This window comes from Clostridium psychrophilum (assembly GCF_018861705.1).
In the GTDB taxonomy this organism is placed as follows: Bacteria; Bacillota; Clostridia; order Clostridiales; family Clostridiaceae; genus Clostridium_AD; species Clostridium_AD psychrophilum.
Genome location: NZ_JAHLEC010000034.1, coordinates 20369 through 34334, shown reverse-complemented (window position 1 = coordinate 34334; position 13966 = coordinate 20369). Strand labels below are relative to the sequence as shown.

Genomic DNA, 13966 nt, shown 5'->3' with positions numbered 1-13966 from the left:
GTTTTTAACGCTAAGTAAACCAAGATCAATATAATTGTACAATGTTTTAGTGCAGACTATTTCAGATCGGTTAAACAGTTTAGCTTCAAGTGAATTACCCACACAAGCATCTGGAGACCACGATGAATTTTTAATCATATCCACTACAAAATTTATAAATTCACAGCATTCTAACCGCTTAAAGGCACGACAAGAATTTAGACGATGCTTTCTGTAAATGGCTTCACCAGTATCTGCAAGGTACATCTCAACTGGTTTACCTTGTTTGATTTGAGTTGTAATACCACGATGTATTTCATTGAGAATAGTATTTATTGGACGTTCAAGTTCCTTAGCTATTTTATATGGCGAAAAGCCATCCTTAAGACGAATTTCTATCATAACGCGTTCTTCCAAGTTCAAGTGTTTATTTTTACGTGATTGTGTGTTATTATTTGGGTATTCCATAGTGATTATCCTCCTGTGTGTTTTAGTTGTGACGATTAAAGCATAACACAGAATTAATCCGCTATGGATTTTTATTGGTTCAACTTCATTTTACAACAAGTTAAAAAGAAGAAAACGAAGACAGGACAAAAATTTAGATAGATTCTTGCAGAATTTAAATAAGAGGAAATAACATATAAAAAGCGCAAACTATAAACTAATTAATTAGTTTATAGTTTGTGCTTTTTATATACCACTTTCTGCTTTTAGTTTATTAATTAATTCATTAATATCATCTGGAAGTTTTGACTCAATTGTGAGTTGCTCGCCAGTTCTTGGCTGTGGAATAATTAGTTTATAAGCATGAAGTGCCTGCCTATTAATATAATCAGGATCACTAGACCCATATAGGCTGTCTCCATAAAGCGGATGACCAATATGACTAAAATGAACACGTATTTGATGTGTTCTACCAGTTTCCAAAGTTACTTTCACCAAGTCAGCATTTTTATAAGAATCAATAACTTCGTAATGAGTTATACTTCTTTGCCCATCATCACAAACTTGTCTATTTATACATCCCTCATCAGGCTTTCCAATAGGCAAGTCAATGGTTCCAGATTTATTTTGCATATTGCCATGAACAACTGCCATATAACTTTTCTCAAAAATTTTACTCGCCGCATCTTTGTTTGATATGTCTTTGCTCTGCATGTCTTTGCTCTGCATGTCTTTGCTCTGCATGTCTCTAGCTAATGCCATATGTGAGAATTGATTTTTTGCAATTATTATAAGCCCTGAAGTATCCATGTCTAAGCGACTTACTAATCTAACTATGCATTTTTCGCCTCTCTCTTTAAAATAATACAAAACTCCGTTTGCAAGTGTTCCATTTGGATAACCACGAGTAGGATGAACTACTATGCCTGGTCTTTTATTTACAATCAAAAGATCTATATCATCATATGCAATGTCTAAATCCATCTTTTCAGGTTCAATATTCTGATGCTCATTCCTCTTCATATCTATTTCTATTATATCATCAGAATTTATTCTGTGATTTAGTTTTACAACTTTATTGTTTACAAGTAATTTTCCAGTGAGCCCCGAACTTTTTATAAACCTACCAGATAAACTTTCTGAATACCTTAAATAGTCTCTTATTTTTTCATCTTTAATATTTGCTCTTACTATATATGTTAATTTATCACTAAGCAATAGCAATTACTTCTATTTCAACTAATGCATCTTTAGGAAGTTTTCCTGCTTGGACACAAGATCTAGCTGGAGGATTGGTCTTAAAATATTGTGAATATACTTCATTCATAGGTTCAAAATCATTCATATCTTTTAAAAACACTAAAGTTTTTACAACTTTCTCCATTGTAGATCCGGCTTCTTCAAGTATTGCTTTTATATTTTCTAAAGATTGTGCTGTAGCTTTTTTTATATCATCATTTATAAATTCTCCAGTTGCCACATTTATTGCTAACTGTCCTGAAGTATATATTACATTTTGTACTTTTACAGCCTGAGAATATGGTCCTAAAGCCGCTGGTGCCTTTTTTGTATTTATAATATTCTTTTCCATTTATACTTCCCCCTATTTACTGTAAAATATTAGTTATTTAAGTCTTAACGTGTTAACTATCTTAGCTAATTCTTTGCTTTATAGTCTTCACCTAATGTAACTACTACATCATAAGTTTGTGAACTTGAAGTCAAAAATTCGATATTGTCCAAGTTAAAATCATTTTCTAGTTCTGTTTTTATGTCTTTAGTACTATTGTATACCAAAACTTTAGTTTTACTAGCGGCACTACCATTTCCTGTTACTATATTGCTGTACCCTTTCGCTTTAAGGTATGTTGAATAATCTTTAGCAAGTCCTGATGTTTTAGTTCCATTTAATATATTTATTTTAAGTTTTGATTTATTAACCGCAAGTGCACTTCCATCATTTAATTCTGAAATAATCTTTTGATTTTGAGCTTGATTATAAACTACATAAGATACCCCATTTACAGTTTTTAAGTCACCCTGAACAGTCTCCATAGAAAGATTACCCTTACTTAAAGTACCAAATTTAAATCCATACTTAATTATGTCTGTAGCGTCCATATTAGTTTCTACATAGCTTTTTACTGCTGATAGAATACGTGGAATTTCAAATATTGTAATTGGTCTTTTTATTTTTTCCATGACTTTAGTTATAAAAATATGTTGATTTTCTATTCTCCCTAAATCACCATTTGCAAGACCACTACCATCAGAATTTTTTCTCCACCTGAAATATTCCTCAGCCTTTTTACCATCTAAATGAACATTTGTGCCTTTTTCAAAATGAATGCTTAAATTCTGCGTAGGGTCATCATAATCCATTTTTCTGAGTATGTCCACATTTACGCCACCAATAGCATCTATTACCTTATCAAACCCTTCATAGTTGATTTTGCCATAATAATCAATAGTAATTCCTAATAGATTTTGAACTGCATCAACTGCATAGGTTACTCCACCAATAGCATGTGCAGCATTTATTTTTTGATTTTTACCATTTATTTTTATTAGAGTATCCCTAGGAATAGAAATTAAGCTTACTTTCTTATCTGTTCCATTGTAATGTGCAAGTATCATTGTATCAGTTCTCTTAGGATCATTAGGATTTGTAGAACCAGCAGTACCTACATCCACACCCATAACCAATATGTTACATGATTTACCATTATTTTTAATCTGCTGTAAATTGCCTTGGTTTAGCTGTGTTGCTACACCTTTTTTTGACAAATCTACTGCGCTATCATTAAAACTGGCTAAAAAGAAAAAAATGTAACCTACTATTATTACAAAAGCTAACGCAACAAAGGCAACCACTATAGTTGCAATTTTTTTATATTTTATTACCTTTTTATTTTTACTTTTACTTTTACTTTTATTTTTACTTTTACTTTTACTTTTACTTTTACTTTTGCTTCTATTATTATTATTATTATTCATACCATCACCTACTACTTTTGCTTAATAAATAATTTCTTGCGTTAATTGTATCTACGTGTAATAGTCCATTTTTACTTATAACATATTTTATAGTGTTGTCAAATGATTTTATAATAGTTGCATTTAGATCTATCATACTTAATCTTCTTAACTCTTCAACACCATCAAATACCCTTAATGGTTCAATATAATCTGCAATGTAAATTATTTTCTCCAAAATACTCATATTTTTCCTACCAGTAGTATGATAGTGAATGGCATTTAAAATATCCTCATCGTAAATTTCCATTACTTCCTTAGCTACTATACTTCCCACAAGTCCATGCAATATTGATGGATTTTGTAGTTCTACATCACTAAGTTCTAATTTATGATCAACAGCAATTTTTATAAGCTCCATATCATTCTTATTCTTAACACAATCATGTACCAATCCTGCAATTCTTGCTTTGTCTATATCAACGCCATAATTGACAGCAAGTTTAACTGCAGTTTTACTAACACTTAAACTATGTTTCAATCTACTTGCCTTTAAGTTTTTAATTAAATAATCAAGCATTTCTTTTTCATTCCACATTGAAATCCCCCTATTTCTACAATACAAGTAATAATGGTTAATTTCTTGTATTATTTATACAAATGAAGCTTATCAATAATGTTCTCTACACCTTTAGGAAGAAGATATTCTATATTTCTACCGGCTTTTATACTTTTTCTAATATTAGTAGAAGATATATCAATAATCGGCATATTTAAAAAGGTTATTTTACTATTAAATTCTTTCTCTACACGTTTTTTTTCCTTTAACACCTCTTCAACTGTAAATCCTGCCCTATTGTAAACCACTAGCTTACAACTATTTAGTAATCTATCTACATTTTTCCAATTGACTAAATCCATTAAACTGTCCCCACCAATTAGAAAATACCATTCTATATCTTCATGCAATTTGTTAAAATGTTCAAGAGTTTCATAGGTATAACTATTTTCTTTTTTATTTATTTCATACTTACTTATTTCAAAATGACTTTCACATTCAATCGCTTTTTCAACCAAACCATATCTTATTTGAGCATCAGTGATTTCTTTATTCATTTTATTTGGTGGATTCCCTGCTGGCATGAATAAAATTTTATCTAAATGTAAACTATACAATGCTTCATAAGCAATATGAATATGACCTATATGAATCGGATCAAAAGTTCCACCAAAAATGGCCTTCTTCACTATAACACCTTCCTTATATTATAATAAATCATATAAAAAAATAGTAGCACAATTCATCTATTATATAGAAGAAAAAGCATGTAAAATTACATGCTTTTATGGTAGTTCTATTGTAGAATTATTTAAAGACATTTTATACAATACACATTTAAAACCAATAGTTTGAATTGCTTCTGCACCTGTAGCTGTACAAATTATATCTGATGCTTCTCTCGCAGTTATCCCACTATTATTAAGAATTTTGATTTTTATAATCTCTCTAGATTCTAGTGCCTCTTCTATCTGTTTTAAAAAATTTTTCTCTATTCCAGCTTTTCCAACCTGAAATAATGGTTGCAACGTATTTCCAATACTTCTTAAATAACTTCTTTGCTTACTTGTAATCATAATATCCTCCTAGTTACTTTATTGTAAGAATTCAAATTCAAAGTTGTCTAATCTTACTAAGTCTCCATCTTGAATTCCTTTTTCAACTAGTGCTTTAAATACTCCCTTATTCTTTAATACTTTTTGGAAATATTTAAGAGAATCAGGTTCATTTATATTAACAGCACTAAGCAATCTGTCAACAAAACTTCCTTCAACAACATAAGTTCCTTGTTCATCCACTTCAATCGTGTAGGTAAATCTCTTTTGTTCTCTTACGAATTTATCTTCTTCCTTTATTACTAGTTCAGTAACTGGAATAGTAGTAAGCATTCTAGCTGCTTCCTTCATAAGTGCTTCTACGCCTTGATTTGTAACAGCTGATATTTTAAATATTTTACTGTCGTCATATCCCAATGCGTTTAATCTTTTCTTGAAATTTTCAAATACCTCATCATCGAATACCATATCACTTTTATTCGCAGCGATTATTTGTGGTCTATCCCATAGTTTAACACTGTATTTTTTAAGTTCCTCATTTATTTTTATAAAGTCATCTACAGGATCTCTACCTTCAATACCCGAAATATCAACTACGTGGATAAGCATTCTAGTCCTTTCAATATGTCTTAAAAAACCTATTCCAAGACCGACTCCCTCAGCTGCTCCCTCAATTATTCCTGGAATATCTGCCATAACAAAACTCTGAATACCTTTCACACTTACTACTCCTAAATTAGGTTTTAAAGTGGTGAAGTGATAATTAGCAATCTTAGGTCTTGCCTTTGAAACTACTGAAAGCAAAGTTGACTTTCCAACATTTGGAAATCCCAGTAATCCAACATCAGCTAAAAGCTTAAGTTCAAGCTTAATCCATCGTTCTTCTCCTGGCATTCCCGGTTCAGCAAAATTTGGTGCTTGCCTTGTTGGTGTACAAAACTTAACATTACCTTTTCCACCTTGTCCAGCTTTACATACTCGATAAGTCTGGCCATCATGAGACATATCACACATTATTTTGTCTGTCTCAAGATCACGTACAATAGTACCCATTGGAACTTTAACATACAAATCTTCTCCATCTTTTCCATAACACTTAGAACCAGAACCACCTACACCACCTTTTGCAACGAATTTTCTTGAGTAAGAAAAATCGAGTAATGTAGTCATATTGGCATCAACTACAAATATTACATCTCCACCGGCTCCGCCATCTCCACCGTCTGGTCCACCGAGTGGTATATATTTTTCTCTTCTAAATGAAACAGCTCCACTTCCACCGTCACCTGATTTAACAAAAATTTTGGCTCTATCAATAAACATATATTTCACCTTACCTTAGCACATTTTCTATTTTAATCTATTAAACAAATTGTAACTCATTAGAATAACAATTTATAAGATATATTATTCTCATAACAACACTTATAAATTCTTAATTCATTTATTTCTATTTTTATTTGCTACAATTCTTCTGTCAAAGTTATATTACTTGACATAATTTCATTATTGAATTTTATTATATTTATTTTGTAATTATTAATTCCAGTATCCTACAAAAGAGAATTTTAAAAAAGCACCCTTTAAGGGTGCCTTAAATTATTCAGCGATAGATATTTCTTCTTCAACTGCATAAATGCTTACTTTTTTTCTCATTTTTCCAAGTCTCTCGTATTTTACAACTCCATCAATTTTAGCAAAAAGAGTATCATCTCCACCAATTCCAACATTGTTTCCTGGATGAACTTTTGTTCCTCTTTGTCTTACTAAAATATTACCTGCAAGAACAAATTGTCCATCTGCACGTTTAGCCCCAAGTCTCTTAGATTCACTATCTCTACCATTTCTTGAGCTACCTACTCCTTTTTTATGAGCAAATAACTGAAGGTTCATAACTAGCATGACATCACACCTCCTCTGTTTCTAATTTTATATATTTACCATAAGTAATTTCTATACTTTTAAGTCCAAGCATCATTGTTTCAAGTAAAACTTGACATCTTTCGATATCTTCTAGCGTTTGGTTTTCTAAATTTAAATTTAAAAAACCATCATCTATATCATACTTTGCTTTAATCTTCAATACTTCCTCAATCCCAATAATTGTAGTTTGAGAAATAACCGAAATAGAATTACAAATTAAATCTACATCTAACTGCTTTTCTTTAGGCTGAGCATGACCTTTTATCTTAAAAGAAACTATTTTACCAGAACTTCGAACAAACTTAACCTTAACCATAACTAAGCTTCTATCTTCTCAATCTGAATTTTAGTATATGCTTGTCTGTGTCCTTGTTTCTTTCTATAATCTAACTTTCTCTTAAATTTGAAAACTATAATCTTTTTAGCTTTTCCTTGTGCTAATACCTTAGCAACAACTTTAGCTCCTTCAACTACAGGTTTTCCAACTACTAAACCTTCTTCCTTGCCTACTGCAAGTATTTGGTCTAATTCAACAGTTGTATCAACTTCGGCATCCAATTTTTCGACGAATAAAACGTCTCCTTCTTGAACTCTATATTGCTTTCCACCAGTAACTAAAACTGCGTACATAAAATACACCTCCTTGATCCAGTCTCGCCATCCCAGGTACATACCTTTATGTACATCCATTTATTTAAAATAAATAAGTATGTTTATAACCTTACGTGTGCGGTCTACAAATGACATTTTAACACATATTAATATGTTTGTAAAGCCTATTTAGCGACATTTCAGAAGGAAAATCTCCCACTTCTATAAATGGAAATTAACTACACTTCAGTGGGAGGATAGCAATTGAGAATTATTATCTGTTCCAGAGAACTACACATGGATAAATTTCCTTCTGAAGTCGTTGCAGCGACCAAGGAGATTATCCATCTCTGAAAGGATTACAGCTCCAAAGGAGATGATACAGCTGCGAAGGAGATGATTAACCGTATATTTTATATCCCTCTAAATTTCTTATTTGGTTTGCAAAAATTAATGACTCTACTTTAAATTTTTCTAAGTGTGGAATGAAATTTACATAGACTTTATTCTCAAGTGCACCTATCTGCCTCGTAAATTCTAAAATATTCTCCATAATATCTTTTTCATAGACATCTTCAATTTCAATGTATATGTCTTTTAATCCTTGTTCTTTAGTCATTTTAGAAATATCATTTTTAATTAAAAACTCAATATATGATAGTTTAATTCTGCTGCTCTTTCCACCACAGTATTTGCAAGGCTCCTCTATAAACTCATAGATAGACTTTCCTCTCCTTCTCCTTGCAATTTGAACCAAATTAAGCTCAGTAAAAGGATAAATAACAGTTTTATTTTTGTCATCAGCAAAACCATCTTTTAAAACTGCAAGTATACTTTTCCTTACTTCTAAATCTTCGATATCGATAAAATCAATTATTATTATTCCACTTAAATTTCGAAGTCTTATTTGTCTTGCAATCTCCTCAGCTGCCTCAATGTCGGTACTTTTTGCAGTCTTTTGTAATGAACGACTCTTTACATTTTTACCAGAATTAATGTCTATTACATACATTGCTTCAGTTTTATCAATCACAATATTTCCTCCACATTTTAGAGAAATTCTATGATTGCGCAAACTTAGTATTTCCTTTTCTATGCCATAATAGTCAAGCAGTGTTCTACTTTCATTATAAAATTCAACTTTAATATCGATATCAGTGCGATTTTCTGTAACTTTTTTTGCATATTTAAAATCACTCTCATCGTTCAATACCATTCTGCTAGTGTTTTTATCTAATATATCACGAAGTGTTCTGTTTAAAGCTCCAGCGTCACTAAACAATAAAACAGGATTTCTTGAATATTTTGCGCGATTTGTAATCGACTTATATATTTCATATAAATCATATACTTCATCATTTAATATTTTAATATCTACATTAAAAGCGTTAGTTCTAATCATTACTCCTACATCTTCTGGTTTAACAAGTGAATCTTTTACCATAGTTTCGAAAACTTTATTATTTATTTTTTTAGAAAAGTTTATATCTTTATTAATATTCACAATCACGCTGTAAGTACCAGGAATTCCAAATGCACTAGTAACTTTTGCTCCTTTTTTGTCTATACCTTCTTTTAAGACTTCAACTATAAGTTCGTCGCCTTTTTTTATCTTAGTGTTGTTAAATTTTTCATCAAGATACATATAACAATCTTTCTTATAACCAATATCGATAAAAGCACATTTAATTGCTGGAACAATATTCTTTACGACTCCCTTATATATCTCTCCCGTAACAGGTCCACTATGCTCTTCCTCAATAAAACACTCTTTTAATTTGTTGTTTTCTTTTATAGCTATTCTTAAAAATTCATCTTGTCTTTCAATATATATTTCTTTCACTTTACCCTACTCCTATTGTACTAATATTTTAAAAAAACTCACTAAGAGTGACTAATTTATCATCCTTATATGCATACATCTCTTCACGCGTTATATCAATAAATGTCTCTTTATTAATAAACTCTAAATTTTGCTTCATATATTCGCAAAGTAGATTAGCTGATAAATTATCACGACTACCACAAGCAATGAGTACTTTAACACACAGTACAAAATTATCTACGTTATAATCGAACTCATGAATGAATTGTTTTATATTAACCAACTTTTCTCCACTTTTTTTACTTGTTTTAATAATGTTCCATTCGTCTATTGCACATAGATTATCCATCTTTTCTTTAATACTTTCTGTATCAGTGCATTTAAATTTAATAGTATATCTAGCTGCATCAATAATTGCCATAGCTTGCTTTTTCTTTGTTCCCTCAACTGGGATTACTTTTACAACATCTAAAATTTCGATTCCACGTGGTGTGTTCTCATTCATTTTATCCATGATATATTCTTCGTTAATCTCTTCATTAAGTACTACATCCATATATTCACCATTTGAATGTACCCCAACAGACAAAGGTTGTGCAATGGAGACTGCCATATGAGGATTAAATCCTTTTGAATATTGTATTGGGAGTTCTGATCTTTTAATAACTTTTTGGATTGTTCTCATTAAATCTAAATGAGCAACAAATTTGATTTCACTGTCTTTACTGTACTTTATTAAATAGCGCACCTTTGAAACACGTCCCTTCTTTAAAGTTAACATCAACGCCACAATGTGTGCAGCCATATTTACAGTTTTGAGTTAATTCTACTTTTTTAGCTTTTTCATTTTCATTTATTAAATACTGTTTATCAACGCCAATATCTATGAAATCCCAAGGAAGTACTTCATCATAACTTCTTTCGCGATAAGCATAGAAATCTCCTGAAACGTTGCATTCTTCCATTGCTTCTTTCCATATATCAAAATCAAAATATTCGCCCCAACCATCAAATTTTGCACCTTTTTCAAATGCTTTTATTATAACATCACAAATTCTTCTGTCACCTCTAGCCATGACTGCCTCAAGATATGAAACTATTGATTCATGATAATTGTATGTAACTGCCTTACTTTTGATTGCGTACTTAACTGCTTTTATTTTTTGGGCTACATCTTCCATTCTGCTTTGAGGTGCCCATTGAAATGGAGTAAATGGTTTTGGCACGAAAATAGCTGTACTTGTAGTAACTTTTAGTCCTCTTTTTCGTGTTTCTTTAGGAATTTTAAAATATTCACCTGCAACTTTATCTGATAACTCTGCAATTCCTCTAACATCTTCTAAAGTCTCATATGGTAGTCCCACCATAAAATAAAGCTTTATAGCTGACCAACCAGACTCAAAAACACTACTAACCGCTTCTAGCACTTGCTCTTCTGTTACCCCTTTATTTATAATATCTCGCATTCTCTGTGTTCCTGCTTCAGGTGCAAAAGTTATGCCAGTTTTTTTCACCTTTTGTATTTCCTTAATTAGGTCCACTGAGAAAGAATTTATCCTAATAGAAGGTAACGATACACTAACGTGGTCCTCTTTATTTTTCTCTATAAGAGTTGTTACAAGGTTTTTAATATCCGAATAATCACAAATGCTCAGAGAACTTAAAGATAACTCTCTATAACCAGTACTCTTTAATAATTTATCTGCTTCATCTAAAAGAGTTGCAGTGCTTTTTTCTCTAACTGGTCTATATATCATTCCCGCTTGACAAAATCTACATCCATTTGTACAGCCTCTAAAAGTCTCGAGTATCACCCTATCATGTACTATTCCAATATATGGAACTACTATTTTCTCTGGGAAAGAAACTTTATCAAAATCTACTACAAATCTTTTCTTAACAGTACTAGGAACATCATCATACTTAGGCTTAAATTCACGAATAGTATTATCTGCGTTATAAGTTACCTCATATAATGAAGGAACATATACTCCTCTTATCTTAGATATTTCTCTTAAAAATTCCTTGCGTGTACCCTTATAATTTTTATAAACATCCAAAACGTCATTCATTATTTCTTCGCCTTCACCAAGTTCAAAAAAATCAACTATATCGTATAATGGTTCTGGATTATAAGCACAAGGTCCACCAGCCATAATTATAGGTTCATCCTCGCCTCTCTCTGAAGCTCTTATAGTAATTCCAGACATATCTAGCATATTAAGAATGTTTGTGTAACTCATTTCATATTGAAGCGTAAAACCTACAAAATCAAATTCATTTAATGAATCTTTGCTTTCTAGTGCATATAAAGCTATATTATTATCTCTCATTTGTTTTTCCATATCTGGCCAAGGAGCAAAAGCCCTTTCACAATAGGTATCATCCCTTTCATTTAATACATGATAGAGTATCCTACTACCTAAATGTGACATACCCACCTCATACACATCTGGGAAACAAAAGGCAAATCTTATATCAACTTTATCTTTATCTTTATAACAACAATTAAGTTCTCCACCTACGTATCTAGCAGGTTTTTCAACCTTAAATAAGATATCATCGGAAATTTTATTCATAGAAACCACTCCTCGTTTTTTCCTCTAGTATAAATAATATTTTACGTTTATTACATCAATTTATTTTAACACATGATAGTTAAATCTCAAAATTAAAAATAATTTCAAACAAAATAACCAGCCTAATATTGGCTGGTTATTTATCAATATGCAATCTCATAAGTTATCCTTCAACTTTTTGATATCAATGTAATCACTTAAACTTATGTTACCGTAAGCTTTTATTGCCTCAACAATTTCATCTTCGTACAAAATTTCTAACACTTTCATGTTCTCATCTAATATTGTAAAAAGATTGTATTTATTCTTATCAATTATTCCTAAAACTGACAGTAAATTTTTTTCACAAAAAATAGATATACTTCGATTCTCTACATATCCTCTCTTTATAAATTTGTATTTTTTTTTAATAATATAACCCATAATTAAATATACTATCCTTTCCTTCTCTTTAATCGAAGATATTAGAATAAATATAGAAATCAAACCCAAATTAAAATTACTTTTATTTGCACTTACACTTACAAAATATAAAAACATAAAGATGCTTCCAAGTACCATACTAATCCTAACAGAAATTTCATTAGCCTTTCTATAAATAGTGTTAAAACTAAGTATATCCCTAAGTACTCTCCCTCCATCAAGTGGAAACGCTGGAATAAGGTTGAAAATACCTATAGCTAAATTAGTATTACATATTAAGAAAAAATAAGGACTTTTAAATATTATAAATAAGACGTAAAAAATAATAGCAAGTACTAAGTTCAACAAAGGACCTGCCAAAGAAATTATTAGATCCTCTTTAGCACTTGCTTCATCTAAATCCTTTACTTTAAGGACAGCTCCTACAGGGAGTATTTCTATATCAAAACCCGAAAACCCTAAAATTCTGGCGGTTAAATAATGCATTAACTCATGGATAAATACAAAAGCAAATGCTATTACCAGTTCCCCTTTGAAACCTAATATTATTAATAAAATAATGTACGGTATAAAAAACTTACTTATTCTTATCAATTAATCCCCCAAAACAATTACTAAAATTATTGAAAACTAGTGCTATTATTAGAAATTGTACTTTTGATTTTCTCTATAAAACTCACTGTGCTAGCTTCTACATCTTTAACGTTAACACCCTTAGCTTTGCCAAGTAATAGGCTATAATTATATTGCTGATTTATAGCTTCCTTAGAATAATCATAAACATATTTTGTTTTAGGTGTAACTACTACTTTTAAAAACAGAACAAAAATAAACAATGCTAATACACCAATTAATTCCCTGGTTAATCTCTTTATACAAAAATTTGTTATTCTACTTTGTGTATTATTATCATTAGAAAACTTACTTACCCCTCTTTGCTTTCTTGCCAAATTATTATAATAGCTTTGATATTGCGTATTATAATTGCCCATTTTATCCCCCTCTTGCATTCTTTTTACTATTTATATATATTTTATTTTTCTAATTTTTATTACATATTCCAATAAAAAGTATCAATTACGCCATAAAAAAAAACAAGCACTACAAATTATGCAATGCTTGTTTTGATATATTATTATTAATCACGATTCTTTAGACTTCTCATTAAAACTTCAGCTGTACCTAAATTTGTGGCAAGTGGAACACAATGTACATCACACAATCTAAGAAGAGCTGATATATCAGGTTCATGAGGTTGTGGTGTTAGTGGGTCTCTTAAAAAAATTATCATATCCAGTTCACCCTGTGCAAGTTTTGCACCTATCTGTTGATCTCCACCCATAGGCCCTGATAAAAATCTAGTAACTGAAAGACCAACTTGTTCATTTATTAATTTTCCAGTTGTTCCTGTTCCATATAAGTCATGTTTTTCTAACACATCTTTGTAACGTTTTGCAAAATCAATCATATCAGCCTTTTTCTTATCATGTGCTACTAACGCTATTCTCATATTTATTCCCCCCTATATAATGTTTTATTAGTTAATTGCATAACCTTGTAGTCAAGTGACTTCAAGGCTTTACAATCATATATTTACAGGAATTCCCCC

The 13966-nt window shown here is 30.7% G+C and carries 17 protein-coding genes; all 17 read right to left on the bottom strand.

The annotated features are described in order from the left end of the window. The coding region (locus KPL38_RS09335) for a helix-turn-helix domain-containing protein (RefSeq protein WP_216288867.1) at positions 1 to 447 on the bottom strand (447 nt) is incomplete at its 3' end. A 225-nt stretch (positions 448 to 672) separates the two neighbouring features. Further along, a complete protein-coding gene (locus tag KPL38_RS09330; RefSeq protein ID WP_216288866.1) occupies positions 673 to 1644 on the bottom strand; it encodes an RluA family pseudouridine synthase in 972 nt (323 codons plus the stop codon). Continuing rightward, entirely contained in the window at positions 1637 to 2017 is a 381-nt protein-coding gene (locus tag KPL38_RS09325; protein WP_216288865.1) for a RidA family protein, read from the bottom strand. The genes KPL38_RS09330 and KPL38_RS09325 overlap by 8 nt, the downstream gene beginning before the upstream one ends. A 65-nt stretch (positions 2018 to 2082) precedes the next feature. Beyond that, on the bottom strand, positions 2083 to 3423 hold the full coding sequence (locus tag KPL38_RS09320; protein ID WP_216288864.1) for an LCP family protein: 1341 nt from the start codon (positions 3421 to 3423) through the stop codon (positions 2083 to 2085). Between the two features lie 4 nt (positions 3424 to 3427). Beyond that, positions 3428 to 4000: a bis(5'-nucleosyl)-tetraphosphatase (symmetrical) YqeK gene (gene yqeK / locus KPL38_RS09315; RefSeq protein ID WP_216288863.1), complete on the bottom strand. Its 573-nt coding sequence runs from the start codon at positions 3998 to 4000 to the stop codon at positions 3428 to 3430. A 50-nt stretch (positions 4001 to 4050) separates the two neighbouring features. After that, positions 4051 to 4653: a nicotinate-nucleotide adenylyltransferase gene (gene nadD / locus KPL38_RS09310; RefSeq protein ID WP_216288871.1), complete on the bottom strand. Its 603-nt coding sequence runs from the start codon at positions 4651 to 4653 to the stop codon at positions 4051 to 4053. A 93-nt stretch (positions 4654 to 4746) separates the two neighbouring features. Next, the gene (locus tag KPL38_RS09305; RefSeq protein ID WP_216288862.1) at positions 4747 to 5037 is read right to left on the bottom strand and encodes a YhbY family RNA-binding protein; all 291 of its coding nucleotides are present in this window, start codon (positions 5035 to 5037) and stop codon (positions 4747 to 4749) included. Between the two features lie 18 nt (positions 5038 to 5055). Then, positions 5056 to 6339, bottom strand: coding sequence for a GTPase ObgE (gene obgE / locus KPL38_RS09300; RefSeq protein WP_216288861.1), 1284 nt, complete (start codon positions 6337 to 6339; stop codon positions 5056 to 5058). A gap of 276 nt (positions 6340 to 6615) precedes the next feature. Beyond that, entirely contained in the window at positions 6616 to 6918 is a 303-nt protein-coding gene (gene rpmA / locus KPL38_RS09295; RefSeq protein WP_216288860.1) for a 50S ribosomal protein L27, read from the bottom strand. 4 nt (positions 6919 to 6922) lie between these two features. Next, positions 6923 to 7255 carry a ribosomal-processing cysteine protease Prp gene (locus KPL38_RS09290; RefSeq protein ID WP_216288859.1) on the bottom strand — a complete coding sequence of 111 codons (333 nt, stop codon included), beginning with the start codon at positions 7253 to 7255 and terminating at the stop codon, positions 6923 to 6925. A gap of 2 nt (positions 7256 to 7257) precedes the next feature. Continuing rightward, positions 7258 to 7569: a 50S ribosomal protein L21 gene (gene rplU / locus KPL38_RS09285; protein ID WP_216288858.1), complete on the bottom strand. Its 312-nt coding sequence runs from the start codon at positions 7567 to 7569 to the stop codon at positions 7258 to 7260. 361 nt (positions 7570 to 7930) lie between these two features. Next, positions 7931 to 9373 carry a ribonuclease E/G gene (locus KPL38_RS09280; RefSeq protein ID WP_216288857.1) on the bottom strand — a complete coding sequence of 481 codons (1443 nt, stop codon included), beginning with the start codon at positions 9371 to 9373 and terminating at the stop codon, positions 7931 to 7933. 28 nt (positions 9374 to 9401) lie between these two features. Beyond that, entirely contained in the window at positions 9402 to 10136 is a 735-nt protein-coding gene (locus KPL38_RS09275; protein ID WP_216288856.1) for a TIGR03936 family radical SAM-associated protein, read from the bottom strand. Next, positions 10078 to 11934: a TIGR03960 family B12-binding radical SAM protein gene (locus KPL38_RS09270; RefSeq protein WP_216288855.1), complete on the bottom strand. Its 1857-nt coding sequence runs from the start codon at positions 11932 to 11934 to the stop codon at positions 10078 to 10080. The genes KPL38_RS09275 and KPL38_RS09270 overlap by 59 nt, the downstream gene beginning before the upstream one ends. Positions 11935 to 12090: 156 nt before the next feature. Continuing rightward, the gene (locus KPL38_RS09265; protein ID WP_216288854.1) at positions 12091 to 12951 is read right to left on the bottom strand and encodes a M50 family metallopeptidase; all 861 of its coding nucleotides are present in this window, start codon (positions 12949 to 12951) and stop codon (positions 12091 to 12093) included. A 26-nt stretch (positions 12952 to 12977) separates the two neighbouring features. Then, positions 12978 to 13349 carry an endopeptidase gene (locus KPL38_RS09260; protein WP_216288853.1) on the bottom strand — a complete coding sequence of 124 codons (372 nt, stop codon included), beginning with the start codon at positions 13347 to 13349 and terminating at the stop codon, positions 12978 to 12980. A gap of 146 nt (positions 13350 to 13495) precedes the next feature. Next, positions 13496 to 13867 carry a methylglyoxal synthase gene (gene mgsA / locus KPL38_RS09255; protein ID WP_216288852.1) on the bottom strand — a complete coding sequence of 124 codons (372 nt, stop codon included), beginning with the start codon at positions 13865 to 13867 and terminating at the stop codon, positions 13496 to 13498. Positions 13868 to 13966: the final 99 nt, after the last annotated feature.